We start from the raw sequence: 25,723 nt of genomic DNA, 5'->3' as shown, positions 1-25,723 counted from the left end.
AGAGTGATCGGGTGCCTACGAACCCCACGATGACCGGATCCCTGCTCACCGCGCTGTGCCCGGACCTGCGCACCGCGCTGATCCGGGTCGGTTACGACGCCGACAGCCTGGTGGAGGTGTTGGGGCCCGATGTGCATGCGGCGCTGAGCCGTTCGGAGCCGGTGCCGGTGCGTCGGGCCGCGCGTGCGGCCGGTGAACTGGGCACGCTGGTGCGACTGCTGCTGCTGGGCGACGCGCTGCCCATCCGCGAAGTGGCCGCGGCCTTGGCGCCGGTGCGCGTCGACGACGCCGTCGCGGCCGGGCTGCTCACCAGCGACGGTGACGAGGTCAGGGCCGCACTGGATCTGCGACCCCTCGACGCCGGCGCGGGCACCCGCTGGATCCTGTCCGACCTCGACGACTCGATGCGACGGCGCGCGCTGACCGAGGATCACGTGCTCGGCGTCGGGCACGCGTCGCTGTCGCTGCTGCGGGCCACCCCCACCGAACCCGTGGGCACCGTGCTGGATCTGGGCACGGGCTGCGGTGTGCAGGCCGTGCACGCGGCCGGGTACGCGGGCAAGGTCACCGCCACCGACGTCAACGCGCGCGCCCTGTGGCTGGCGCGGGCCACCGCGGTGCTCAACGAACTCGATATCGAACTGCTGGAAGGTTCCTGGTTCGAGCCGGTGGCCGGGCGTCGCTTCGATCAGATCGTGGCCAATCCGCCGTTCGTGGTCGGCCCGGCCCGCATCGAACACACCTACCGCGACTCCGGCCTGGCCCTGGACGGCGCGAGCGAACTGGTGATCGGCCAGGCGCCCGACCTGCTGGCTCCCGGCGGCACCGCGGCCATGCTCGCCGCGTGGGTTCACGTGGAAGGCCAGGATTGGCGGCAGCGGGTGTCGAGCTGGTTGCCCGCGCACGGTGTCGACGCGTGGGTCGTGCAGCGCGATGTCGCCGATCCGGCCCTGTACGTGGGCACCTGGCTGCGTGACGCGGGCCTGGACCCCCGCGACCCGGCCGCCCAGGAGCAGGCCGCCCGCTGGCTGGATGCCCTCGACGACGCCGATGTGGAAGGGATCGGGTTCGGGTTCGTCTACCTGCGCTCGATCGACGGCCCCACCGAACTGCTCGCCGAAGACCTCACCCACGGTTTCGACGATCCGCTGGGCACCGAGGTGGCCGGGTACTTCGCGCGTTCGGCGTGGTTGCGGGCGGTTTCCCTCGACGAAAACCTCGCGTGGACATCCCGTTTCGCGCCGAGCCCGGCGACCGCGCTGGAACGGGTGTACCTGCCCGGCGAGTTCGGCTGGACCGAACAGGTGGCCCGGTTGCATCGCGGCGACGGGCCTGCCTGGCAGCACGAGGTCGACGAGTCCACGGTCGCGCTGGTGGCGGGAATGCGGCCCGACGGACTGCCGTTGTACGAACTGATCGAACTGCTCGCCATCGCCGACGGAGAACAGCAGGTCACCCCGGAGTTCGCCGCGCAGGCGCTGGGGGTGGTCGCCGGACTGGTGCGGCACGGACTGGTGCGGCCCGTCTGAACCGCCCCGCGGTGGGCAGCAGTTCCGATCGCGGCACCCTTCTCAGGAACTTCTCAGCCGTTGAGGTACTAACCAGCAGCTCAGAGCGGTTTATCGCGCACGAGATCGGGAACTTTCTCTAAGTCGGGTCCGTTGATCGGAGTAAGACACCACCGACAGGAGGCAAGTCATGACAAGCCCCGCCACCACTCGTTTGCGCCCCAGCGAGGCCGATATCGATGCCCAGAGCCCCGCAGCCGATCTGGTCCGCGTGTACCTCAATGGTATCGGCCGTACGGCACTGCTCACCGCGGCCGACGAGGTCGAGTTGGCCAAGCGCATCGAGGCGGGCCTGTATGCCCAGAACCTGCTCGCCACCGGTAAGCGGTTGACGGCGGCGCGCAAGCGCGATCTGGCGATCCTGGTCCGCGAGGGCTCTGCCGCCCGTTCGCACCTGCTCGAGGCCAACCTGCGTCTGGTCGTGTCGCTGGCCAAGCGCTACACCGGCCGCGGAATGCCCCTGCTGGACCTGATCCAGGAGGGCAATCTCGGGCTGATCCGCGCGATGGAGAAGTTCGATTACGCCAAGGGCTTCAAGTTCTCCACGTACGCCACCTGGTGGATCCGTCAGGCCATCACGCGCGGCATGGCCGATCAGAGCCGCACCATCCGGCTGCCCGTGCACCTGGTGGAACAGGTGAACAAGCTGGCCAGGATCAAGCGTGAACTGCACCAGCAGCTGGGCCGCGAGGCCACCGACGCCGAACTGGCCAACGAGTCGGGCATCCCGGTGGAGAAGATCGCCGACCTGCTCGACCACAGCCGCGACCCGGTGAGCCTGGACATGCCCGTGGGCAACGACGAGGAAGCCCCGCTGGGCGACTTCATCGAGGACTCCGAGGCCACCTCCGCCGAGAGCGCCGTGATCGCGGGCCTGCTGCACCACGACGTGCGCAGCGTGTTGGCCACCCTCGACGAGCGCGAACAGCAGGTCATCCGCCTGCGCTTCGGCCTCGACGACGGCCAGCCGCGCACCCTGGACCAGATCGGCAAGCTGTTCGGCCTGTCCCGCGAACGGGTCCGCCAGATCGAACGCGAGGTCATGTCCAAGCTGCGCAAGGGTGACCGCGCCGATCGTCTGCGCGCCTACGCCAGCTGACCCCAGAACTCGACGGCCCCCAGGGGTCGTCTGCCGAAACGCCGACCGGCGCCCGCGCACCCTCCCCTCCGGGTCGCGAGCCGGTCGGCGTTGTTCGTCCACCCACGCCTCAGGCCAGGCGGCGGGGGCCTGTGTCGAAGCGGCTGGGTTCTGGGCCGATTCGGGCTCGGGCGTAGATGATTTCCGCTGAGGCCGAGGCGGCCAGTACGGGGTCGCAGGACAGTTCTCGTAGGTGGGGGATGTCGTCGAACAGGGCCGAGATGCGTTGGGCCAGTTCGGCTAACGCGGCTTTGTCGACGCCGGTGCGGCCCGGCCCTTCCGACAGCAACGGGGCTGCGCGGGGGGCGTCGATGAGTGCGGTGGCCTCCTGTTGGGTCAGCGGTAGTGCGCGGTAGGCGCGGTCGCCGAGCAGGTCGATGATCATGCCCGACAGGCCGAACTGGATGACCGACCCGAACGAGGGGTCGTCGGTCACGCTCAGCACGCACCCCACACCCTTGGTCGCCATCTTCTGCACGTGCAGCAGCGGGTCACCGCAGATCTGCACCAGATCGGTGTAGGCCTGGCGGACCGCGTCGGGACCCCACAGGTCCAGGCGCACCCCGATCAGATCCGGTCGCCGCCGCCACAGCTCACCGGTGGCCTTCGCCGCGACCGGGTACCCGAGTTCCTCGGCGGCCGCCACCGCCTGCTCGGCATCGCGCACGGCCCGGAACTCGACCACGTCGATGCCGTAGCACCCGAGCAACCGTGCGGCCTCCTCATCGGTGAGCCACCGCCCACCCGACTCCGCCAGCCAGCCATCCACCAGCGCCGCCGCAGTCGCGGTGTCGATCCCGGGCGGCCGCACCACCGGCGAGATCGGCCGGTCCCGCCAGCGCGCGTACCGGTGCACCCTGGCCAACGCCCGAGCCGCACGCTCGGGATCGGGATACGACGGAATGGACCCCCGCGCCGGTGCGCCCGCGGTGGTGCGCACCGCCAATTGCTGCGGAATGCCCGCTTCCGCAACGAATGTCGCCAGCACCGGCTTATCGGGCGCCGCCGCGGCCGCCGCCCGCAGCGCGTCCCCGAACCCTTCCATCAGCACCGGCACCGGCGGTGCGACCACCACGATCACCGCGTCGACCTGATCACTGCGCAACGCGGCGAGTACCGCTTCCCGAAAGTCCGCGGGCGTGGCCTCAGGCCCCAGATCCACCGGCCCCTCGACCGGCGCGACATCAGCGTTCCGCTGGGCACCTTGCTCGGTGAGCGAGGCGGAGTCCTGTGCCCCGACAGGGTCCGGGTCCTGCTCAGCCGACTGGGCGCGCCGCGCATCCCGCACCGTTCTCCGCGTGCTGTCCGCGCCCCACTCAGCCCACCTGGCCCTGGTCCTGCGCTGCTCGGTCGACTGCCCACCGTCCGAGGCCTGCTCGCTCGGTCGATCACCATGCTCGGCCGGTCGTACGCTGCGCGCTCCCCGCTCGGTCGGGCGCGCGCCGGGGCCGCGGTCGACGGCTGTCGCGGGGCGGTGGATGTGAAGTCCTTCGCTGCGGGCGGCGTCGATGGCCAGCCAGTTCAGGGCAGCGCTGTTGCCGACCACGGCGACGCGGGAGCCGGTCGGCAGGGGCTGGTTGGCCAGTAGGGCGGCGCAGTCGAACAGTTCGGAGATGGAGTCGACCTGGATGATTCCGGCTTGGCCGAACAGGTCGCGGACCACGGTGCGGTCCATGTCGGCCCCCGCGGCCAAGCGTCCGCTGCTGACCGCGACGATCGGTTTGTTGCGCGCCACCCGGCGTGCGAGGCGGGAGAACTTGCGGGGGTTTCCGAAGCTCTCCAGGTACAGCAGGATCACCTCGGTGTCGGCGGCGGTGTCCCAGTACTGCAGCAGGTCGTTGCCGGAGACATCGGCGCGGTTGCCCGCGGACACGAAGGTGGACAGGCCGAGGTTGCGGGCGGCGGCCTCGCGCAGGATCGCCGCGCCCAGCGGCCCGGATTGGCAGAAGAAACCGATGCGGCCGCGCTCGGGCAGCACCGGGGCCAGCGTGGCGTTGAGTCCGACGGCGGGGTCGGTGTTGGCGATGCCCAGCGCACTGGGCCCCACCACGCGCATTCCGTGGGCACGGGCGGCGGCGACCAGATCGTGTTCGGCGGCCAGCCCGGCCGCCCCCGTCTCACCGAAGCCCGCGGTCAACACGACCAGGCCTTTGACACCTTTGGCCATGCAGTCGTCGAGGACCGCCCCGATCGCGGCCGGCGGCACCGCGACGACGGCAAGGTCTACCTCATCGGGGATCTCACGCACCGTGGCGTAGGCGCGCACACCACGCACCGAGCGTCGATGCAGGTTCACCGGGAACACCGGTCCGCTGAAACCACCGGCCAGCAAGTTGGCCAGGACCGCGCCACCCACCCGGGTCTGTTCCGGTGACGCCCCGATCACCGCGATCGAACCGGGCGCGAGCAGGTTGCCCACGCTGCGAGCCTCCGACGCCGCCTCGCGCGAATCACGCACGGTGCGAAGCGCTTCGGTGGGGTCGATGGCGAATTCGAGATGCACTTCGGCACCGTCGCGGCTGCGGTGCAGTTGGTAGCCCGCCTCCCGGAACACCGTGATCATGGCTTCGTTCTCGGCCAACACCTCGGCGACGAACGCGACCACCTCGTTCTCCGCGGCGGCGCCGGCCAGGTGTTCCAGCAGCACCGAGCCCAGCCCTCGCCCCTGATGCTCGTCGGCGACCACGAACGCGACCTCGGCAGCACGCGAGCCCGGCCTGGGCAGCAGTTCGTACCGGGCCACACCGATGATCGAACTACCAAGGACCGCAACCAAACCCACCCGGTCGCGGTAGTCCACGTGGGTGGTGCGGTACATGTCCTTCGGTGAAATCTGCGGGTACGGACCGAAATAGCGCAGATAGCGGGTGCGGTCGGACAGCCCGGTGTGAAAGGTGGCCAGTGCGTCGGCGTCGTCGGGCACGATCGGCCGGACCCGGACCACTCCCCCGTCGGCGGCCAGCACATCGGCGTACCAATGTTGGGGTGGCGCAGGCGGATTCGCGGGCGTGTCGGAGGTGTCGGGTAGCAGTGGCTCAGTCACGCGGGTCCTCCGGGTCCAGCCCCAACAGGCTGAAGCTCGCCCGTCGGGTGGCCGTGATGGCCGTGTCGATCGCTCGCTGCGCGCGGATCTGCCCCGCGTCGCCGATCTCGGGTGTGCCACCGGGCCCGTCCCACGCCCGGTAGGCGGTATCGCCGCCGTCGCCCATGGTCGTGGGCGGTTGCACCCGCGGCGCGTATTCGCGCACCTGCTCGATCCACTCGGCGGGCACCGACGTTTCGGGGGCCAGGGGGCGGTCCAGCGCCGCGGCGAGCAGGTGCGTCCAGGCGCGCGGCACCACCCGCACCACCCCGTATCCGCCGCCGCCGATGGCCAACCAGCGCCCTTCGGCGTATTCGTCGGCCAGGTCGCGCATCGCCAGGAACGCCGCCCGCTGACCGTCGACGGTGAGTTCCAGATCCGCGAGTGGATCCTCGCGATGGGTGTCCACGCCGCACTGGCTGACGATGATCTGCGGCCGGAACGCGGCCACCGCACTGGGCACCACCGCGTGAAAACCGCGCAGCCACTGCGCGTCTCGCGTGCCGGGCAATAGCGGCAGGTTGATCGACGTGCCCTCGGCCGCCCCGACCCCGGTCTCCTCGGGCCAGCCGGTGTTGGGCCACAACGTCGCCGGATGCTGGTGCAGGGAGATGGTGAGCACGCGCGGATCGGCGTAGAACGCGCGCTGCACACCGTCGCCGTGGTGGACGTCGACATCGATGTAGGCGATGCGGTCGAAGCCGTGGTCCAGCAACCACGAGATGGCGATCGCGGCGTCGTTGTAGACGCAGAAACCGGCCGCGGAATCGGGCATGGCGTGGTGCATTCCGCCGCCGATGCTCACCGCCCGCTGGGTTCGTCCCGCCGCGATCTCCCGTGCCGCGGCCAGCGTGCCACCCACGATGACCGACGCCGCTTCGTGCATGTGCGGGAACACCGGATTGTCGGCGGTGCCAAGCCCGTAGGCCGCGTCCTCGGGGGTGGGCGGGCCCTCGCCTGCCCGGCGCACCGCCTCGATGTAGGAGCTGCTGTGGATTCGCATAAGGTCTGCGGCAGTGGCGGCGTCGGGCGACAGTGGCTCGACACCGTCGAGCACACCGAGACTCTCGGCCAGTGACATGGTGTATTGCAGGCGTGCCGGTTTCATCGGATGCTCGCGACTCCACGTGTAGCCGAGGAATCGCTCGGTCCACAGAACGGTCCCCGTGTGTTGCCTGCGCGGCGGCGTGACCATGTTCGCCACGCTAGCCGGAAGCAGCACGCCCCGTGCGTGGTTGACATGCAGTAGAAACAGTGCCGCTGGTCCGGCGGACGGAGCGGTGCTGCAACGTGGGTAGAATTCGTGGCGACGAAGGGGTATCAGGTGAAGGATCTGGTCGACACCACGGAGATGTATCTCCGTACCATCTACGACCTCGAGGAAGAGGGCGTGGTGCCTTTGCGGGCGCGCATCGCCGAACGCCTCGAGCAGAGTGGTCCGACGGTGAGCCAGACGGTCGCGCGGATGGAGCGCGACGGCCTGTTGCTCGTGGCCGGCGATCGCCATCTCGAGCTCACCGACAAGGGCCGTTCCATGGCGGTGTCGGTGATGCGCAAGCACCGGCTCGCGGAGCGGTTGCTGGTGGACATCATCGGTTTGGACTGGGAGAACGTACACGCCGAGGCGTGCCGCTGGGAGCACGTGATGAGCGAGGAGGTGGAGCGGCGCCTGATCGAGGTGCTCAACCACCCGACCACCTCGCCCTACGGCAACCCCATTCCGGGCCTGGACGAACTGGGTCTGGCCGACGCGCCCGTCGTGGAGGAGAAGCTGATCCGACTGTCGGATCTGCCCAACGGCGCGCTGCACGCGGTGGTCGTGCGCAGGCTGGCCGAGCACATCCAAACCGATCCCGAGGTGATCGGGCGGTTGCGTGAAGCGGGCGTGGTGCCCGATGCGCGCGTGACCGTGGAAACCAAGCCGGGTGCGGTACTGATCACGGTGCCGGGGCACAACGGTTTCGAACTGTCCGAAGAGATGGCGCATGCCGTCCAGGTGAGGCTGGTCTGATTCGTGAAACTTCTTGTCACCGGCGGCGCCGGCTATGTGGGTGGCGGCTGTGCCGCCGTGCTGCTCGAGCAGGGCCACGAGGTGGTCGTCGTCGACGACCTGTCCACCGGTAACACCGACGGTGTGCCCGCCGGTGCCCGGTTCGTGCAGGGCGATATCGCGCAGGCCGCCCCCGATCTGTTGCGCGCCGAATCCTTCGACGGCGTCCTGCATTTCGCGGCACAGTCGCTGGTCGGTGAGTCGGTGGAGAAACCGGAGAAGTACTGGCACGGCAATGTCGTGAAGACGTTGACGCTGCTCGAGGCGATCCGGGAGACGGGCACCCCGCGCCTGGTGTTCTCCTCCACCGCGGCGGTGTACGGCGAACCGGAGCAGGTCCCGATCACCGAGGCCGCGCGCACCGCACCGACCAACCCCTACGGTGCGAGCAAGCTGGCCATCGATCACGCGATCACCTCGTACGCGGCGGCGCATGATCTGGCCGCGACCAGCCTGCGCTACTTCAATGTGGCAGGCGCCTATGCCGGCCTGGGCGAGAACCGGGTCGTGGAAACGCATCTGATCCCCCTCGTGTTGCAGGTGGCGTTGGGCCACCGCAAGGCCATTTCCGTGTACGGCACCGACTGGCCGACGCCGGACGGTACGTGCGTGCGCGACTACATCCACATCCGCGATCTCGCGCAGGCGCATCTGCTGGCGCTGGCGTCGTCGCAGCCCGGCACGCACCGGATCTGCAATCTGGGTTCGGGCACCGGTTTCTCGGTGCGCGAAGTGATCTCGGCGTGCGAGCGGGTCACCGGTCTGCCGATCGAGACGATCGACGCGCCGCGCCGCGCGGGCGACCCGGCCGTGCTGATCGCGTCCAGCGCCCGTGCCGTGGCCGAACTGGGCTGGCAGCCGCAGCACAACGACCTGGACGAGATCGTCTCCGACGCGTGGGATTTCCTGCGCTCGCTGGGCGACAAGGCACACAGCGCCCGCTGAGTCACCCGCCCGGTATCCCACCCACCGAGCAACCGCACTGCCCGCCGAGAAACCGGCGATACACACCGAATCGCCTGCTTCACAAGGAAATCGGGCCGATGTCGACCCCCAGGTCGGCGGCGATCTGATGACCGCAGTGCGCGAGTCGGCGTAGCCGTTCGGGCCGCAACCCGGTCTGCAGCGAGGTCTCCAACAGCACCGCCATGCAGTGGTGCGCGTCGGCCTCGACCGCGGCGGCGATCGCGACGCCGGCGAACGGTCCGTCGCCGCGCAGGTAAGCACTGAACCCCAGCAGGGCCGCGGCTTCGGCCCGGTCGGTGCCGGGCGTGGCCCTGGCCAACTGTGCCCACAGTTGCTCGGCCGCCTCGGCGTGGTCGCCCAGCGCCAGCCCGTACATGGCGTCGCGGATCGGCCGGTCACGCAGGGTCGCTGCCAGCCGCGCGAGTTCGCATTCCGCACGCGGTGCGCCGGAAGCGGTGTCGGCGATCTGCCACAGCACCCATTCCAGCGCCTGCCGCTGGTATCCCTCGGTGTTCCCGACGTGCGCGGCCGCGCTCAGCCCGCCGCGGTAGCGCTCGTCGGCCGCGTCCAGCCGGGCCCGCACGCGTGCGCGCATCAGGTCGTCGGGCATCATCAGCGCGGTCATCTCGTTGCGGGATCCGCGAATCTGCTTGCCGTCCAACACATGTGACACCGCCACGATCGACGAACCAGGATCGGCGACCAGGCCGGTGCCGACACTGCCGTGCACGCTGTAATACCGCTCGCCCGCGGTGACCGTGGGCACCGACCAGGCCCCACGAATCGGCACACCTCCGTCTTCCAGCACGTCGACCAGCGCCGAGGCCCGCAGTACTTCCGCGCCCTCGAACTCGCCCGAGTCGTCCACGACGACCACCAGCACCCCGGTCGCCTCCTCCCGCTCGCAGATCGCGAACAGGCAGGCGATGAACTGGTCGATACGGTGCATGTCGACCGCCACGTCGAGGTCGAAGCGCACCACCGACTCGATCCCCTCGGAGCCCCCTGCCAGGATGTGCAGGATGGCGATCACCAGCGACCGTTCGGGCACGAAGCCCAGCATCGCGGGCAGCGCGGCCATCAGTTCGCCGGGTTCGTCGACGTGCAGGGACGGGCGTGGCAGTCCGCCCGGGTAGCGCGGGATGGGTTCGGCGCAGCCGAGTGCGCGGGCGAATGGTCCGGTGCGCTGGGACCGGCGGGTGCGGTTCGTCGAAGAAGTCATGGCCGCAACGATGCCCACCGCGCAGCACACGCCCGATTACGCGACCTGGGCTTTCCTCGAGCCTGTGGATAGCGCCGACGCTGTGGACAATTCCCGGTCACGGCGTCGCCCGCATAGCGAACTTGTCACACCCTGCTGCTAGCCGTTTCAGCTGCCGCGCACGGAGGCGACAGTAGTGGCGAACATCTCCTCGACGGCGGCCGTATCCGGTTGTCCCGCACCGAAAGTCATCGAGGTGACGGTGATCCGCACGTCACCGATCTGGCCGACCGAGGTCTGCATGGTCTGCGTCAACCCGGCGCCGCCGACATCGGGAACCACGGTGCGCCGCAACGCTATCGCATCGTCGGCACCGGCGGGCACGGCCTGGTCGAGCACGGTGGACACCGTCGAACCCGCCCCCGCGCGCGCAACCTGGATCTGCCCGCATCCGCGCAGCTGATCACGCAACCGCGACACCAGTTCGGTGCTGCGGGACAGTTCCACGGTCAGCGTGTTCCTGCTCGCGTCGTCGGTCCCGACCGCCACCGCCGCGGGCTCCCCACCCGGCTCGGGCTCGATGGGCGCGCACTGCGCCGGACTGACCGTATCCCCCGCCCCCACACCGTCTAAATCACCCGCGGCCGCCGTCGCCGCGTGCGCGGGCAACACCACCGCCGGATACCGCGCGGGAAACTGCGACGGTGCGGGCAGCAACTCGGACAACGTCGCGTCCACGTGTTGCACCGACACCGCACTCTCGGCCACCGGCGTCCCGCTCACACTGTCCCCACACCCGGTCAGCGCACACGAGACCGCGGCCAATCCCAGCCACCAGCGCCGCCGACCAGGGTCACCGACGACTGTCGCTCGCGCCACATTCACACCCTTCACTGTGCCCCACCACCGAGTTCGTCCCGCGCGCCACGCCGTGCGGGAATGCGCGACACACACTCACTGTTGCCTACCAGGACGAGCCGTCCCGGCCGTGTGCGATCGCACAGCTGTCGTGGGGGACAATGGAGATCCGCTTCCCCACCCCGTGTCGCGATGGTGGACCGCGCAGGAAGGAGAAACGCGATGGATGACCAGTCGCACATGTACGAACTGGAGTTTCCGGCACCGCAGTTGTCCTCGGACGACGGTGCGGGCCCGGTGCTGGTGCACGGCCTGGAGGGTTTCACCGACGCCGGACACGCCGTGAGGTTGGCGACCACACACCTGCGCGAGAGTTTGGAGTCGGAGCTGGTCGCGTCGTTCGCGGTCGACGAGCTGCTCGATTACCGTTCGCGTCGCCCGCTGATGACGTTCAAAACCGACCATTTCGCCGATTACGCGGAGCCGGAGTTGAACCTGTGGGCGCTGCGCGACACCGCGGGCACCCCGTTCCTGCTGCTGTCGGGTCTGGAGCCGGATCTGCGCTGGGAGAAGTTCACCACCGCGGTGCGGTTGCTGGCCGAACAGTTGGGCGTGCGCCGCACGATCGGCCTGTCGGCGATCCCGATGGCGATCCCGCACACCCGCCCGCTGGGCGTGACCGCGCACGCCTCGGACAACACGTTGATCGGTGAACATCAGCGGTGGCCGGGCGAGTTGCAGGTCCCCGGTAGCGCGTCGTCGCTGCTCGAGTACCGGATGGGGCAGCACGGCCACGAGTCGCTGGGGTTCTCGGTGCACGTGCCGCACTACCTGGCCCAGACCGATTACCCCGAGGCCGCGCAGACCCTGCTCGAGAACGTCGCCGAGAACGCGGGCCTGGATCTGCCGTTGTCGGCGTTGGGCGAGGCCGCCGCGCGCGTGCGCGAACAGGTCACCGAGCACATCGCGGGCAACGAAGAGGTCGAGACCGTCGTCACGGCGTTGGAACGGCAGTACGACAGTTTCGTCACCGCGCAGGAACGCCAGTCCAGCCTGCTGGCCGCCGATGGCGAGCTGCCCAGCGGCGAGGAGCTGGGCGCGGAGTTCGAGCGGTTCCTGGCCGAGCAGGGCGGTTACGACGACACCTCCAACGACGGTAAGGACCGACCCGTCTAACCCACTAGGGTTGGCGGCGTGGACCTGACCGACCTGCTGGAAATCCCCGGGACCGACGCCGACGCCCTGTACGAGTCGTTCGCGCTGTGGGCCGCCGAGAAGGGCACGCCCCTGTACCCGGCGCAGGACGAGGCGCTCATGGAGTTGGCGTCGGGGTCCAATGTCATCTTGGCGACCCCGACGGGCTCCGGGAAGTCCCTGGTGGCGGTGGGCGCGCACCTGTTCGCGATGGCGAACGGGCAGCGCAGCTACTACACCGCGCCGATCAAGGCCCTGGTGAGCGAGAAGTTCTTCGCGCTGTGCGACGTGTTCGGCGCGGAGAACGTGGGCATGGTCACCGGCGACGCGGCGGTCAACGCCGACGCCCCGATCATCTGCGCCACCGCCGAGATCCTGGCCAACCTGGCGTTGCGCGAGGGAGCCGATGCGCCGGTGGGCCAGATCGTGATGGACGAGTTCCATTTCTACGCCGATCCCGATCGCGGGTGGGCGTGGCAGGTGCCGCTGATCGAATTGCCGCGCGCCCAGTTCCTGCTGATGTCGGCGACGTTGGGTGAAGTGGATTTCTTCGCGGCCGATCTGGAGAAGCGCACCGGCCGGTCGACCGCGGTGGTCGCGGGCACCGAACGCCCTGTGCCGCTGACGTATTCGTACGTGCGGACCCCCATCACCGAAACGCTGGAAGAGCTGGCGTCCACCCATCAGGCGCCGGTGTATGTCGTGCACTTCACCCAGGCCGCCGCGCTGGAACGCGCGCAGGCACTGACCAGCGTGAACCTCGCGTCGCGTGCGGAGAAAGAGGCGATCGCCGCCGCCATCGGCGATTTCCGCTTCGCGACCGGTTTCGGCAAGACCCTGTCGCGCCTGATCCGCCACGGCATCGGCGTGCACCACGCGGGCATGTTGCCCAAATATCGCCGACTGGTGGAAAAGCTCGCCCAGGACGGCCTGCTGAAAGTGGTGTGCGGCACCGACACTCTGGGCGTTGGCATCAACGTGCCGATCCGCACGGTGTTGCTGACCGGTCTCACCAAGTACGACGGTGTGCGCACCCGCAGGCTCAAAGCCCGTGAGTTCCACCAGATCGCGGGTCGCGCGGGCCGTGCCGGCTTCGACACGATGGGCACGGTGGTCGTGCAGGCCCCCGAGCACGAGGTCGAGAACACCCGCCTGCTCGCCAAGGCCGGCGATGATCCGAAGAAGCAGCGAAAAGTGGTGCGCCGCAAGCCTCCCGAGGGTTTTGTGTCGTGGAGCGAGGAGACGTTCGACCGTCTCATCGCCGCCCCGCCCGAACCGATGGTGTCGCGTTTCGGCGTCACGAACTCCATGCTGCTCAACGTGATCGCCCGCCCCGGCAACTGTTTCTACGCCATGCGTCACCTGCTCGAAGAGAACCACGAGCCACGGTCCGCGCAACGCAAACACATCCTGCGCGCCATCCGCCTGTACCGTTCGCTGCGCGATGCCGGTGTGGTGCAACAACTTTCCGAACCCGACGCCAACGGTCGCATGGCCCGCCTGACCGTGGACCTGCAACGCGACTTCGCGCTGGACCAACCACTGTCCCCGTTCGCACTGGCCGCGTTCGACCTCCTGGACCGCGAAAGTCCCACGTACACACTCGATGTCGTGTCGCTGATCGAAGCCACACTCGAGGACCCGCGCCAGCTACTGATGGCCCAGCAGCACAAGGCCCGTGGTGTCGCGGTCAACGAAATGAAGGCCGACGGCATCGAATACGAGGAGCGCATGGAACTCCTCGAGGAAGTCACCTGGCCCAAACCCCTGGCCGAGCTGATCGACCCGATGTTCGAGACCTACCGCACCGGTCACCCGTGGGTGTCGGAGTTCGCGCCGTCGCCGAAGTCGGTGGTGCGCGACATGATCGAGCGCGCGATGACCTTCGCCGAACTGATCTCGCACTACGAACTGACCCGTTCCGAAGGTGTGGTGCTGCGCTACCTGGCCGACGCCTACCGCGCCCTGCGCCGCACCGTGCCCGATTCCGCGCGCACCGAAGACCTCGGCGACCTCACCGAATGGCTGGGAGAGCTGATCCGCCAGGTCGATTCGAGCCTGCTCGACGAATGGGAACAGCTCACCAACCCCGGCGCGGAGAACGACACCGAGCAGATCGCGTTCGGCGCCGAGACCGTGCGACCCATCACCGCCAACGAACGCGCCTTCCGAATCATGGTGCGCAACGCCATGTTCCGTCGCGTGGAACTGGCCTCGCGCCGCCGCTGGTACGAACTCGACGAACTGGGCACCGGTCCCGACTGGGCCGAAGACCTCGCCCCCTACTTCGACGAGTACGCCACCATCGGCACCGGCCCCGACGCGCGCGGCCCGGCCCTGTTCCAGGTGGAGCAGCGGCCCGGTTTCTGGCATGTGCGTCAAGTGATCGACGACCCGGCCGGCGATCACGGCTGGGCGCTGACCGCGATCGTGGATCTCGAGGAGTCCGACGCCGCGGGCGAGGTCGTGTTCGACGAGGTCACAGTCGCCGCGGGGTGAGTAATACCTGTCAACTATGACGAAGATGACGAAGGTTTGACGGATTCGTTGTTGGGTAGGCGCCGCTGATAGTCTCTCTCGGCCGCCGACCGAAAGTTTCCCTCCGTGCCCGAATCGCCGTACCTTGTCATCGACCCCGAGCGGGTGCGTGCCAACTACCGAACCCTGCATGCCGCCGTCAGCGCCGGTACTCGGATCAGGTACGCGGTGAAGGCCGCGCCGGTGGCGGAACTGATCACCCTGCTCGACCACGAGGGCGCGGAGTTCGACGTCGCCAGCATCGGCGAGATCGACCAGTGCCTCGCGCTGGGCGTGTCCCCCGACAAGCTCTGCTACGGCAACCCCATCAAGAAGGCCGCCCACATCGCGCGCGCCTTCGCGCTAGGTGTGCGCCGCTACGCCTTCGACACCGAAGACGACCTGGTCCGCATCGCCGAGCACGCGCCCGGCGCCGAGGTCGAGTGCCGGTTCCTGTCCAGCGCGCCCGAGTCCCGCACCCCGTTCGGCACCAAGTTCGGTTGCGCGCCCGCCGAGGCCCTGCGCCTGCTGGTGCGCGCCCGCGATCTGGGCCTCACGGTCGGTGGCCCCTATTTTCACGTCGGCTCCCAGCAGCTGGATCCCGCCGCCTGGCGGATCGGCATCGAGCAAGCCGGTGAGATCGTGCAAGCGTTGGCCGACAAAGACATTCACGTCACCGCGGTCAATGTCGGCGGCGGTCTGCCGATCTCCTACGCCGACGCCGCCCCCGAACTCGACGCGATCGGCGCGGCCATCAGCGCCGCCGCCGCGCAGTTCCTGCCCGCCACCACCGGCGTCATCGTCGAACCCGGCCGTGCGCTGGTGGGTAATGCGGGCACTATTCACGCCGAGGTCGTCGGCGTGCGTTTCGCGCCGGATGGTCGGCGCTGGGTGTATCTCGACATCGGCCGATACAACGGTATGGCCGAGACGGAGAACGAGTACATCGCCTACCGTTTCGTCACCGATCGCGACGGCGATCCGGTGGCTGAGGCGGTGGTCGCGGGTCCGACCTGCGATGGCGACGATGTACTGTATCAACGCACGAAGGTCCTTCTGCCGACCACGTTGCGAGCCGGTGACCGCATTCAGATCCTGCACACCGGCGCCTATACCGCGAGCTATTCGTCGGTGTCCTTCAATGGTTTTCCGCCCTTGACCGTTCATGTCCAGGGCGCTGAGCGAGAGTGAGTTTGCCATGACGGCGGATTTCACCGGTTGGCATGTGCTGGCCGAGTTCGGTGGCGTCGACACCGCCCTGTGCGACGACCTCGAACGACTCGAATCGGCGTTGCGTGAGTCTTTGCTCGCGGCGGGCGTCACCATCTGCGAAGTCGTCCATAAAAAGTTCGATCCGCAGGGGGTGACCGTCCTCGCGCTGTTGGCGGAGTCTCACGCCTCGATTCATACCTATCCGGAGTCCGGCGATATCTTCGTCGACGTGTTCACCTGCGGCAGCATCGGCGCGGGCGCGACGAAGGCAGTCGAACTGCTGCGAGACAAGTTGTCCCCCACCACCGTTCGGATGCAGACGGTGCAGCGTGGGCACGGTGCCGAGAAGATCTACGAACCGGTGGGCGACGGCCTGACCCGGATCTGGGATCTGCACGAGGTGATCGTGGACACCAACACCCCGTACCAGCACATGGTGATCGCGCGCACCGATCAGGGCATCTCCCTGTTCTCCGACGACGATCGCCAGTCCACCGAGTTCTCCCAGATCACCTACCACGAGGCCATGATGGTCCCGGCGTTCGTGCTCGCGGAGAAGCTGGATCGGGTGCTGATCATCGGTTCCGGTGAGGGTGTGGCGTCGCATATGTCGGTGGCGGCCGGGGCGACCCTGGTCGACCATGTCGATATCGACCAGCGCGAAGTGGAGCTGTGCGCGGAGTACCTGCCGTACGGCTACACCCCCGCCGAGCTCACCGCCGCGGTGGCCCACGAGGGCCCGATCCACGTGCACTACGCCGACGGCTGGGATTTCCTGGCCAAGGCGCAGGAGGCGGGCACCCGCTACGACGTGATCGTGATCGATCTGCCCGACGAGCGCGTCGAGGATGCCCAGCACAACCGCCTGTACGAGTCGGAGTTCCTGTCCCGTTGTAAGGCCCTGCTGGCCCCCGGCGGCGTGCTGACCGCCCAGGCCGGTTGCGCGACCATGTGGCGCAACGAAACGCTGAAGCGGTCCTGGGGCCGGTTCACCGAGCAGTTCGCCACCGTGGTCCCCTACGGTTCCGACGAGCACGAGTGGACCTTCCTGTTCGGCCTGAACGAGAAGATCGACGACCCGGTGCGCGGCATGCGCGACCGTCTCGCGCTGCTGCCCTACCGGGCCGAGACGATCGACGCGCGCGCGTTGGAGCGTGGCGCGATCGAGCCGTACGCGTTGCGGCGCTAGGCAATACCGCAACGGACCGGAACGCTGTACGGCGTCCCGGTCCGTTGTCGTTTCGGCCCGCGCTCGATTTCGCCGTGCTCGGGCCGGCGATGTTTGGCAGGATGCGAGGGTGCTGGACCCCTCGAATTCGCCCCTGCCGCAGACACCCTCGTCGGAAACCGGCTCGATGCCGGTCTGCAAACCGTCACCCCATCGCCCCCGCTTGGACGCGCTGTCCGCCGCGGGCATTCCCGCGCTCGCGGAAATGTTCACCGCCGCACCGGAAACCGTCGACTTCACCCACCTGACCGGCGACCTGGTAATGCGAACGTTCCCCGTCCCCGGCACCCGAGTCCTGGGCGCGTTGATGAGACGCCCCGGCTACTTCTGGGTAGCGAAGTCTTTTCGTCACGTGGACGGCGGGATGGCGTACGGACACAACGTCTTACGTCTACTCGGCGGCATGCGAGCCCTGAATTTCGTTGCGACGGTGGGTGAGTCCGCGTTCGACGGCCGAGCAGTCGTCCGCTTGGACTATGCCGATCCCCGCGTGGGCACACCCGGCCCCTTGCGTCGGGTCTATGACGAACTGCGCGAGGTCGAACCGGGCCTGTGGCTGGGGCCCACCTACCGGAAAAAGCGTGGCGGGAAACTGTCGTCGATGGGCTGGTTCGCGCTCGACGCCACCGTGCCGTTCGAGGGTCCCGCCTGAGCCGGTGAGCCGGGCACGTGTCCCGGCTCACCGAGCCTCTAGTCCTGTGCCGTGTGCTTGGCGCGGAACTCCGCCACGTTCAGCCCACCCACACCCCAATCCGTCAGCGGCACTTCGTCGATCACCACGAAGGTGAGGTTCGGGTCCTTACCGAGGACGTCGTAGAGCAGATCGGTCACGCCCTTGATGAGCTGCGCCTTCTGCTCGACGGTGACCCCTTCATCGGTGACCTTGATATTCACGTACGGCATGGTGTGTCCTTTCGCGGTGGGTGCAGCTACTTCAGAATGAGCCAGGTTCGGTGTGCTGCGGGTCCGAACCCGTTGTGTACGAATCGATCTCGTGAAATCAGGCTGCTCGGCCGGAAATGAAGCCGCCGTCGACGGGCAGGATGTGGCCGGTGGTGAACTGCGCGTCGGCCAGATGCAGTACCGCGGCGGTGGTTTCGGCGACTTCGCCCAGGCGACCCAGCAGGGCGAGGGCGCCGAACGCGGTTTCGTCGGCATCTGCCAGCAGGGGTGTGCGCACGAAGCCGGGCGCGACGGCGTTGACGCGGATTCCGTCCGCGGACAGTTCGGCGGCCAGGCTGGTGGTCAGCGCGTGCACCGCGCCCTTGCTGGCCAGCGGCGCGGACGCGGGGATGGCCGCGAGGGCGTGGGTGACCAGCACGGTGCCGATATTGACGATGCTGCCGCCGTCGCCCTGCTCGCGCAGTCGGCGGACCACCGCCTGCGTGGTGAAGAACGTGCCCTTGAGGTTGCCGTCGAGGTAGCCGGTCAGTTCTTCGTCGGTGACCTCGGTGAAGGGCTTGGCCGCGAAGGTGCCCGCGTTGTTGACCAACACGTCCACCCGACCGAACCGTTGCACGGCCGCGGTCACCAACGCCGAACCCGTTGCGGGCGAGCCGATATCGCCGACGACGACGGCGATGCGCTCGGGGGCGCCCAGTTCGGCGGCCACCGCGGCGAGCTTGTCCGGATCGCGCCCGTTGAGCACGACATTGTCGCCCCGCGCGACGAAGGCACGGGCGATATCGCGCCCGATCCCACTGGAGGATCCGGTCACGATGACCGTCTTGATGGTGGACATAATCTGCTTCCCTCTCATTTGATACGACCGGTCGTCTTGGAATGGACAGCAGACGACCCGGGCGCTCCACCCGACCCGGATCAGGGCCGGAAGTAGTCGTCCAGTAGACGTTTCAGGCACTTGTGCAGCGGTTCGACGGTGCGCTGCAGTTTCATCCGGATCACGGCGCCCTCCCACGATTCGAGCAGCAGGTCGGCGAGGTCGACCGCGTCGATATCGTCACGCACCGAACCGGCGGCCTGCGCGGCACGCAGGGCGCCCGCGACACCGTCGCGCCAGCCGGTCCAGGCGGTCGACAGTTCTTCGCGCAGTACGTCACTGCCCTCGAGCTCGGCGGCGAGATTGGCCAGCAGGCAGCCACCCGTGAAGTCGGTGCGCACGAACTCGGCGGTCTGGCGTTCGAAGAAGGTGCGCACGCCTGCCAGGGGGTCGTCGGTGGAGCCGAAGGCGTCGGCGAGGTTGCGCTGGATGCACAGGGCGTGATGCTCGATCACGGATTGCGCGAACGTCTCTTTGCTGTCGAAGTAGTTGTAGAACGAGCCTTTCGGCACGCCGACCTTGTCGAGCACCTGCTTGATGCCGGTGCCGTGATAGCCGTGAGACAGCAGATCGGCCGCGCCCTCCTCGATGAGAAGGGCTCGCGTGTCGTCGCTGCGCCGTGGTCGTGCCATGCGGGCAACTATACGACCGGTCGTCTACTTATGGCAACCGCGCGTGGTGGAGCCTTCGGCGAGGAGGTCAGCAGCGTTCCAGGTCCAGGGTGAAGTACTGGCTCAGCGGGTCGAGGCGGTAGCTGCCGAACGGTCCGCATTCGGTGAACCCGTGACGCAGGTAGAGGCGGCGAGCGGGGGCGAACAAGTCTTCGGTGCCGGTTTCCAGGCTCAGGTGGCGGTAACCCCGTTCGCGGGCTACCGCGATCAGGTGGGTGAGGACGGTGGCGGCGACGCCGCGCCCGGTGTGGTCGGCGGCGGTGCGCATGGACTTGATCTCGGCGTGTTCGTGGTCGAGTTCTTTCAGTGCGCCGCAGCCGACGACGTCGTCGCCCGACCACGCACTCCACACGGTGATCGCGGGATCACGCAGGGCGGTGAGGTCGAGGGCGTGCATGCTCTCGGCGGGCGAGGCCGCCGACATTTCCGCGTGGTGGGCGGCCAGCAGGGCGCGGATCTGCGGGCCGGACAGGTCGTCGGGCGTCACGCGTAGCTGATCGATGGCACCGGGCTGGTTGATGGTCATCGGTCCATCTTCTACGGCGGGTGCTGTCGCGTCGCGATCCGGGTCGGTCCGCCGACCGACGTTGTGCGGATCGGTGCACCGACCGACGCGGCGCGGACGCACAGCGAACACGCCGCAATCGGTGACGAGGTCGCGCGGAAACGGTGCGGGGGTGCCACCGTCGGTGCGAGCATGGTGGGGCGAGTGTCGACTCGAAAGTGGTGGGGCCATGGGCGATTTCGTGCAGGAGTACGCGGTGGTGCGGTGGCCGGTGGTCGCCGCGTTCGTGGTGGCGTCGCTGATCGTGGCGACTCGGCTGACCAGGCGATTACCGGTTTCTCATCGGGTCGACACGGCCTCGGACAGTGCGCACCTGCTCATGTGTCTGGTGATGTTGGCCATGCTGGTGTTCCCCGCCGCGGCCGACCCGCACGCGATGCGCGGGGTGCTCACCGCGCTCACGGTCGCGTTCGCGATCCTGTTGACCGAACGTACTGTGCTGTGGCGTTCCGGTTCACCGCCCGACGGCGTGTCGGCGCTGGGCTATCACACTGTCGCGGCCGCGGCGATGCTCTACGCGATGACCGGACACGCGGCCGTGCACGAGCAGGGTGTCGCGACCTGGCCCGCCGTGGCGCTGGCGGTGTTGTTCGGCGCGGACGCGCTGCTCACGCTCGGTATCGCCGGTCACCGACCACGCTGGCACCGGGCCCTGCACCCCGCCGGAACCCACCCGCTGACCTCGGCGCTGGTGCCCCATGTGGTGATGGATATCGGGACGGCGTTCATGCTGATCGCCGCGATCGGCCGGTGAATACCGATCCACAACCGCTCGCGCTGCGAATTGCCTTTGTGCGGGCAGGAATTCGACGATGAGTGGGCAGCGCGGTCCCCAACCGGCGCCAGGGGTTCGTGGTGCGGGCTCTCGCGTGCCCGAGATCGCCGCGGGGCCGGACGATCGCGAACAGATGCGGGAGTTGTACCGAGCCACCGGTGCCGCCGCGTTCGGGTTGGCGCTGCGGGTGTTGCACCGTCGTGGTGCGGCCGAAGATGTTGTCCGCGAGGGGTATCGACGTGTGCGGGCCGCACAGTGGATCGTCGACGACGACCCGATTGCTGACGACTACGCTTCCCCGCCTATCGAATCGCATTCTGCCGCACCGGCATCCGGCTCTCCCGCCGTCGAATCCGAGAACCAGTTTCGAACGGACCAGTCCTCGCGCCCGGACCTGGGCACCCCGTGGGGTCGTTCGGCATTCGCCGCGTCCGGACCTCGCTCCGACCTGGTCGACTACACCAACGGCTCACTGGACGTCACCTTCGGCCGCGGTGTCATCTACACCCCGGACGGCTCCCGCCTGGTCGACCAAGCCGAACCGGAACGCCCCGCGCCGGAATGCACCGAGCCCGACCAGATCCCGAGCTCCGACGGCACCCGCGATCCCTACTCTGAATCAACCGAGCCCGACCTCGACACCCCATCCATCCCCGCCGACCAATCCTGGCTGCTGGCCCAAATCCACCGCCTGGCCATCCAACGCCTGCGCCTGGACCGCCGTGGCGACGACATCCCCTGGCTGGCGGCCGCGGCCCGACTGGGCTTCGAAGACCCCCTCGACAGCCGCTGCGAAGTCTTCGTCCTCGCCTACTACGGCGGCCGCACCTACCGCGCGATCAGCCGCGAGCTGGGCTTACGCGTCCCGATGGTCACCAGATTGCTGGCCGAAAGTATCGAGCGGCTGGCCGAACAGCGCATCGATCGCTGGACCGCGCAGCAACAGTGGTCCCCGCCCGGTTCGGTGCTGTCACTGGCCGACGCGTACGCACTGGACGCCGTGGCCGAACTCGAACATCACCACATCGAGAGCAAACTCACCCCGAACAGCGTGTCCCAGTTCGCCACTCGCGTGCGCGGCGTGCACGAGGTGCTGGCCTTACTGGCCGCCGACGACCAACACACCCCGCCCCGCAACCTCGAAACGCGCATCCTCGCCGACCTGGGCACCGACGCGCCACCACGGCGCGGCCACTGGACGACCCGCCCGCCGTGGCTGCGCCGCTTCGGTGTTCAACCCGACGGTTAGAGCACCACCACGTGGTCTTCGACGACCCGCCCGCCCAGGCGAACCCAGCCGTCGGAGTCCCACTCCGTGTACAGCTGCGAACCCTGGCCCTGCGTGATGATCAGCCCGCGACGCAACTGTGCGGTCAGCGCGACCGCCGCTGCCCCGGTCGCCTCGTCTTCGGCGATGCCCATCGCGGGCGCGAACATCCGCGACCGCAGCGCACCGCGTGACTCGTCGGTCCACGCCCAGAAGTAATGCTGACCCTCGGTGTAGTCGCCGGGTGACAACGCCGCGAGCTGTTCGACCGAATCCAGTTGCTGGAAGGTGAATTTCGGCGCCCACTCCGCACGCGCGGTGATCCAGGTCAGGCCATCGGCTTGGGTCACCGCGACCGCGCCGGCGGGCACGTTCAACGTGTGTACCGGCGTGCGCTGCACGTCCAGCCACCAAGCCGTGCCGACGGTCGGATGGCCGGCGAAGGGCAGTTCCACCGCGGGTGTGTAGATGCGAACGTCGGCGACGCCGTCGACGGGATCGGAGACCACCGTGGTCTCACTGAAACCCAGACGGGCGGCGAGCAACTGCTTGTCCAACGCGACCACATCACCGGCGCGGGCGACCCCCAGCGCATTGCCGAGATTTCCGGCCGGGTCGGTGAACACTCGGACGACCTCTACCTGAATGTCCGGGGCATCGGGCACATCGTGTGCATTCATGATCGAAAGCCTACCGGCCCCGCAAGCGGCATTGACGGACCCGCCGACGAGAAACGGCCCCGACCCGGACAATCCGGATCGAGGCCGTACCACGTGGAGAAATCAGACGGCGGCCGAAGCCAGCGCCTCGGTCGACGCGACCGCCTGGCCGACACCGGCCACGATCGCCGCCGCGCGCAGCGCTTCGAAGATCACCTCGCGCGACACATCGGCCTCGCGCAGCGTCTTCTCGTGCGCCTCGAGGCAGTGCGCGCATCCGTTGATCGAGGAGACCGCGAACGACCACAGCTCGAAATCGACCTTGTCCACGCCGGGGTTGCCGATGATGTTCATCCGCAGACCCGCACGCAGGTCGTCGTAACGACCGTCCAGGAACGCCTTGCCCCGGTAGAACACGTTGTTCATGCCCATGATCGAGGCGGCACCCAGCGCGGCGTCGTACGCCTCCGCGGACAGCACATCGGCGGCCTCTTCGGCGATCTCGCGCAGCGTCGTGGCCGACCGGGTCGCGGCGGCCGACGCCAGCAGAGTGCCCCACAGTTGCTGCTCGGACAGCACCGTGGTGCGGGCCAGCGAGGACAGGTTGAGCTTGAGGTCCTTGGCGTACTCGGGGAGAGAGTTCTTCAGGTTCTCGATGCTCATATCAGTGGGGCTCCTTCAGATGTTCGATGGGTGAATCAGACGCTGGCGGTGAGCAACTCGCCCGCGTTGATGGTCGGGTCGCCCTTCTTCCAGTTGCAGGCGCACAGCTCGTCGGACTGCAGGGCGTCCAGCACGCGCAGCACCTCGTCGACGTTGCGGCCGACCGATCCGGCGGTCACCGAGACGAACTGCACCTCGTTGTTGGGGTCGACGATGAAGGTCGCGCGGTCGGCGACACCGTCGGCGTTGAGCACGCCGGTGGCGGCGGCCAGTTCACGCTTGAGGTCCGACAGCATCGGGAACGGCAGGGTCTTGAGCTCGTCGTGCTGCGCACGCCACTGGAAGTGCACGAACTCGTTGTCCACCGAGGCACCAAGGACCTGGGCGTCACGGTCGGCGAACTCCTCGTTCAGCTTGCCGAACGCGGCGATCTCGGTGGGGCACACGAAGGTGAAGTCCTTGGGCCAGAAGAACACGATGCGCCACTTGCCGGCGTGATCGTCGCTGGTGATCTGGGTGAAGTAATCGTCGGGCTGCTGCGCGTCGACCTTCGACAGGTCGCCGCCGATGACGGCCTTGAGGTTGTATGCCGGGAACTGGTCGCCGATGGTCAGCAGAGCCATGCGTTCGTCTCCTCATTCGTGGTGTGGATTCGTTGTGCTTGATCGCAGCCTACTAAAAGGTAAAGCCGATTGTTACCCGTACACTGATAGGTGTGAGTGATCAGACTTATCAGCCAACCCTGTCGCAGCTGCGTGCGTTCGTGGCCGTGGCCGAATACCGGCATTTCGGCACCGCCGCGGCCCGGCTATCTGTGAGCCAACCCACGTTGTCGCAGGCACTGGCATCACTGGAAAACGGGCTCGGGCTGCAGTTGATCGAGCGCAGCACCCGTCGCGTGCTGGTCACCGCCGCCGGAACCCGGCTGCTGCCGCAGGCCATGGCAACCCTGGAAGCCGCGGATCGCTTCGTCGCCACGGCCACCGGTGACACCCTCGGCGGCACGCTTCGCCTGGGCATCATCCCCACCGTCGCGCCGTACGTGCTGCCGGAGCTGCTGCCCGAATTGCGCGCCAAACTGCCCGGCGTCGTGCCGCATGTGGTGGAGGATCAGACCTCCCGACTGCTGGACGGTTTGCGCACCGGAGTGCTCGATGTCGCGGTGCTGGCGCTGCCCACCGAGACGAGCGGTTTGCTCGAAATCCCGCTCTACAGTGAGGAATTCGTGTTGGTCACCCCGCGCGGGCACGCGCTGGCTGGGCGCACCGACCTGTCCGCGCCCGAGCTGACCGACCTGCCGCTGTTGCTACTGGACGAAGGGCACTGCCTGCGCGATCAGACCCTTGACCTGTGCCGCTCGGCCGACGTGTACCCCGGCGCGGTCGGCGACACCCGCGCCGCGTCGCTGACCACGGTCGTGCAGTGTGTGGCGGGTGGGCTGGGTGTGACGCTGATTCCGGAGATGGCGGTGCCGTCGGAAACCGCGCGCGGCACCCTGGACACCGCGCGCTTCGCCGCGCCCGCGCCGGGCCGCACGGTGGGACTGGTGTTCCGGTCGTCGTCGGCGCGGGCTGCCGACTACGAGTTCTTGGCCGCGGTCATCCGCTCCAAGCGACCCTTCTGACGCGCCCGCTGGCGGCGCCGCGGAAGTGCGCGCGTCTCCCCTTCCGCCCGTGCGCTCGCGCAGCTCGCCTGCTATTTTGAACGTCGTTCAATTCTGCTGTGAAGGATGGCTGCCGTGCCCGAAGTCGAGAACTCCCCGAAGCGGGCCACCCTGTTCACCGCAAGGGATCTGGCGCAGATCGCGGTGTTCGCGGCCCTGATCGCGGCGCTGGGACTGCCCGGCGCGATCACCGTCGGGTTCAGCGGTGTACCGATCACCCTGCAGACGCTGGGCGTGATCCTCACCGGCGCGATCCTGGGCGCGCGCAAGGGCACCGCCGCCGTCGCGGTGTTCATCGCGCTGACCATGATCGGCCTGCCCCTGCTGTCCGGCGGCCGCACCGGCCTGACCGCACTGGCCTCGCCGACCGCCGGCTACCTGACCGGTTGGATCCCGGCGACGCTGGTCATCGGCTTGCTCACCGCGCTGATCCTGCCGAAGTACCCGCTGTGGCTCGGCCTGCTGATCAACGCACTGGGCGGCATCGTGGTCATCTACCTGTTCGGAACCGCGGGCCTGCTGCTGCGCACCGATCTCGGCGTGTGGGCGGCGGTGTCGACCAACTTCGCGTTCGTGCCCGGCGACCTGGCCAAGGTCGTGGTCGCCACGGTGGTCGCCAAGGGCGTGCACCGCGCGTATCCCGGACTGATCCGTGCGTAATCGGCG

24 protein-coding genes are annotated in these 25,723 nt (G+C 68.4%); 13 read left to right on the top strand and 11 right to left on the bottom strand.

Annotated elements, in window-relative coordinates; genetic code table 11:
- Positions 1 to 29: 29 nt before the first annotated feature.
- Together ACFWU5_RS14480 and ACFWU5_RS14475 are read left to right on the top strand one after the other, a co-directional pair.
- The gene (locus ACFWU5_RS14480; RefSeq protein WP_379267531.1) at positions 30 to 1,529 is read left to right on the top strand and encodes a methyltransferase; all 1,500 of its coding nucleotides are present in this window, start codon (positions 30 to 32) and stop codon (positions 1,527 to 1,529) included.
- 169 nt (positions 1,530 to 1,698) lie between these two features.
- Complete coding sequence (locus ACFWU5_RS14475) at positions 1,699 to 2,667, top strand: sigma-70 family RNA polymerase sigma factor (protein ID WP_379240915.1); 969 nt, start codon at positions 1,699 to 1,701, stop codon at positions 2,665 to 2,667.
- A 109-nt stretch (positions 2,668 to 2,776) separates the two neighbouring features.
- Here ACFWU5_RS14475 and ACFWU5_RS14470 read toward each other — a convergent pair whose 3' ends face one another.
- Entirely contained in the window at positions 2,777 to 5,749 is a 2,973-nt protein-coding gene (locus ACFWU5_RS14470) for a GNAT family N-acetyltransferase (protein ID WP_379267484.1), read from the bottom strand.
- Positions 5,742 to 6,983: an acetoin utilization protein AcuC gene (locus ACFWU5_RS14465; RefSeq protein WP_379267483.1), complete on the bottom strand. Its 1,242-nt coding sequence runs from the start codon at positions 6,981 to 6,983 to the stop codon at positions 5,742 to 5,744. The genes ACFWU5_RS14470 and ACFWU5_RS14465 overlap by 8 nt, the downstream gene beginning before the upstream one ends.
- 129 nt (positions 6,984 to 7,112) lie before the next feature.
- Between ACFWU5_RS14465 and ACFWU5_RS14460 the strand changes: the two genes are divergently transcribed.
- Together ACFWU5_RS14460 and galE are read left to right on the top strand one after the other, a co-directional pair.
- Positions 7,113 to 7,799 carry a metal-dependent transcriptional regulator gene (locus ACFWU5_RS14460; protein WP_379241001.1) on the top strand — a complete coding sequence of 229 codons (687 nt, stop codon included), beginning with the start codon at positions 7,113 to 7,115 and terminating at the stop codon, positions 7,797 to 7,799.
- A gap of 3 nt (positions 7,800 to 7,802) precedes the next feature.
- Entirely contained in the window at positions 7,803 to 8,783 is a 981-nt protein-coding gene (gene galE, locus ACFWU5_RS14455) for a UDP-glucose 4-epimerase GalE (RefSeq protein WP_379267482.1), read from the top strand.
- Between the two features lie 79 nt (positions 8,784 to 8,862).
- On the opposite strand, the gene ACFWU5_RS14450 is transcribed toward galE, so the two are convergent.
- Positions 8,863 to 10,026 (bottom strand): DUF4192 domain-containing protein, encoded by a 1,164-nt coding sequence (locus ACFWU5_RS14450; RefSeq protein ID WP_379267481.1) that lies wholly within the window; start codon positions 10,024 to 10,026, stop codon positions 8,863 to 8,865.
- Positions 10,027 to 10,173: 147 nt separating this feature from the next.
- Positions 10,174 to 10,884 carry a sensor domain-containing protein gene (locus ACFWU5_RS14445; RefSeq protein ID WP_379267480.1) on the bottom strand — a complete coding sequence of 237 codons (711 nt, stop codon included), beginning with the start codon at positions 10,882 to 10,884 and terminating at the stop codon, positions 10,174 to 10,176.
- Positions 10,885 to 11,085: 201 nt separating this feature from the next.
- On the opposite strand from ACFWU5_RS14445, the gene ACFWU5_RS14440 reads away from it, so the two are divergent.
- The 5 genes from ACFWU5_RS14440 (at position 11,086) to ACFWU5_RS14420 (ending at position 17,666) form a co-directional block, all read left to right on the top strand.
- On the top strand, positions 11,086 to 12,039 hold the full coding sequence (locus ACFWU5_RS14440; RefSeq protein ID WP_379240909.1) for a proteasome assembly chaperone family protein: 954 nt from the start codon (positions 11,086 to 11,088) through the stop codon (positions 12,037 to 12,039).
- Positions 12,040 to 12,057: 18 nt separating this feature from the next.
- On the top strand, positions 12,058 to 14,556 hold the full coding sequence (locus tag ACFWU5_RS14435) for a DEAD/DEAH box helicase (RefSeq protein ID WP_379267479.1): 2,499 nt from the start codon (positions 12,058 to 12,060) through the stop codon (positions 14,554 to 14,556).
- Positions 14,557 to 14,661: 105 nt separating this feature from the next.
- Positions 14,662 to 15,765 (top strand): type III PLP-dependent enzyme, encoded by a 1,104-nt coding sequence (locus tag ACFWU5_RS14430; RefSeq protein ID WP_379267478.1) that lies wholly within the window; start codon positions 14,662 to 14,664, stop codon positions 15,763 to 15,765.
- A gap of 7 nt (positions 15,766 to 15,772) precedes the next feature.
- Positions 15,773 to 16,975 (top strand): adenosylmethionine decarboxylase, encoded by a 1,203-nt coding sequence (gene speD / locus ACFWU5_RS14425; protein WP_379267477.1) that lies wholly within the window; start codon positions 15,773 to 15,775, stop codon positions 16,973 to 16,975.
- Positions 16,976 to 17,084: 109 nt separating this feature from the next.
- Positions 17,085 to 17,666 carry a hypothetical protein gene (locus ACFWU5_RS14420; RefSeq protein WP_379267476.1) on the top strand — a complete coding sequence of 194 codons (582 nt, stop codon included), beginning with the start codon at positions 17,085 to 17,087 and terminating at the stop codon, positions 17,664 to 17,666.
- A 38-nt stretch (positions 17,667 to 17,704) separates the two neighbouring features.
- Here the strand turns inward: ACFWU5_RS14420 and ACFWU5_RS14415 are convergent, their stop codons facing one another.
- From ACFWU5_RS14415 to ACFWU5_RS14400, 4 genes are all read right to left on the bottom strand, one after another.
- A complete protein-coding gene (locus tag ACFWU5_RS14415; protein ID WP_379267475.1) occupies positions 17,705 to 17,917 on the bottom strand; it encodes a 4-oxalocrotonate tautomerase family protein in 213 nt (70 codons plus the stop codon).
- Between the two features lie 97 nt (positions 17,918 to 18,014).
- Positions 18,015 to 18,755, bottom strand: a complete 741-nt coding sequence (locus ACFWU5_RS14410; RefSeq protein ID WP_379240900.1) for an SDR family NAD(P)-dependent oxidoreductase — start codon at positions 18,753 to 18,755, stop codon at positions 18,015 to 18,017.
- An 80-nt stretch (positions 18,756 to 18,835) separates the two neighbouring features.
- Positions 18,836 to 19,426 carry a TetR family transcriptional regulator C-terminal domain-containing protein gene (locus tag ACFWU5_RS14405; RefSeq protein ID WP_379267474.1) on the bottom strand — a complete coding sequence of 197 codons (591 nt, stop codon included), beginning with the start codon at positions 19,424 to 19,426 and terminating at the stop codon, positions 18,836 to 18,838.
- A gap of 67 nt (positions 19,427 to 19,493) precedes the next feature.
- Positions 19,494 to 19,991, bottom strand: a complete 498-nt coding sequence (locus tag ACFWU5_RS14400) for a GNAT family N-acetyltransferase (protein ID WP_379267473.1) — start codon at positions 19,989 to 19,991, stop codon at positions 19,494 to 19,496.
- Between the two features lie 208 nt (positions 19,992 to 20,199).
- On the opposite strand from ACFWU5_RS14400, the gene ACFWU5_RS14395 reads away from it, so the two are divergent.
- Positions 20,200 to 20,784, top strand: coding sequence for a DUF5134 domain-containing protein (locus ACFWU5_RS14395; protein ID WP_379267472.1), 585 nt, complete (start codon positions 20,200 to 20,202; stop codon positions 20,782 to 20,784).
- A gap of 58 nt (positions 20,785 to 20,842) precedes the next feature.
- Positions 20,843 to 22,054, top strand: coding sequence for a hypothetical protein (locus ACFWU5_RS14390; RefSeq protein ID WP_379267471.1), 1,212 nt, complete (start codon positions 20,843 to 20,845; stop codon positions 22,052 to 22,054).
- Here the strand turns inward: ACFWU5_RS14390 and ACFWU5_RS14385 are convergent.
- From ACFWU5_RS14385 to ACFWU5_RS14375, 3 genes are all read right to left on the bottom strand, one after another.
- The gene (locus tag ACFWU5_RS14385; RefSeq protein WP_379267470.1) at positions 22,051 to 22,752 is read right to left on the bottom strand and encodes a PhzF family phenazine biosynthesis protein; all 702 of its coding nucleotides are present in this window, start codon (positions 22,750 to 22,752) and stop codon (positions 22,051 to 22,053) included. The two genes, ACFWU5_RS14390 and ACFWU5_RS14385, sit on opposite strands and share 4 nt — an antisense overlap.
- A 102-nt stretch (positions 22,753 to 22,854) precedes the next feature.
- Positions 22,855 to 23,394, bottom strand: a complete 540-nt coding sequence (locus tag ACFWU5_RS14380; RefSeq protein WP_379267469.1) for a carboxymuconolactone decarboxylase family protein — start codon at positions 23,392 to 23,394, stop codon at positions 22,855 to 22,857.
- A 35-nt stretch (positions 23,395 to 23,429) separates the two neighbouring features.
- On the bottom strand, positions 23,430 to 24,017 hold the full coding sequence (locus ACFWU5_RS14375) for a peroxiredoxin (protein ID WP_379267468.1): 588 nt from the start codon (positions 24,015 to 24,017) through the stop codon (positions 23,430 to 23,432).
- Positions 24,018 to 24,109: 92 nt separating this feature from the next.
- Between ACFWU5_RS14375 and ACFWU5_RS14370 the strand changes: the two genes are divergently transcribed.
- Complete coding sequence (locus ACFWU5_RS14370) at positions 24,110 to 25,018, top strand: hydrogen peroxide-inducible genes activator (RefSeq protein ID WP_379267467.1); 909 nt, start codon at positions 24,110 to 24,112, stop codon at positions 25,016 to 25,018.
- A gap of 105 nt (positions 25,019 to 25,123) precedes the next feature.
- Positions 25,124 to 25,717, top strand: coding sequence for a biotin transporter BioY (locus ACFWU5_RS14365; protein ID WP_379240890.1), 594 nt, complete (start codon positions 25,124 to 25,126; stop codon positions 25,715 to 25,717).
- Positions 25,718 to 25,723: the final 6 nt, after the last annotated feature.

Source organism: Nocardia sp. NPDC058640 (genome assembly GCF_042716995.1).
In the GTDB taxonomy this organism is placed as follows: Bacteria; Actinomycetota; Actinomycetes; order Mycobacteriales; family Mycobacteriaceae; genus Nocardia.
The sequence above is the reverse complement of the archived record's forward strand: the minus strand, read 5'-3'. Positions and strand labels throughout refer to the sequence as shown.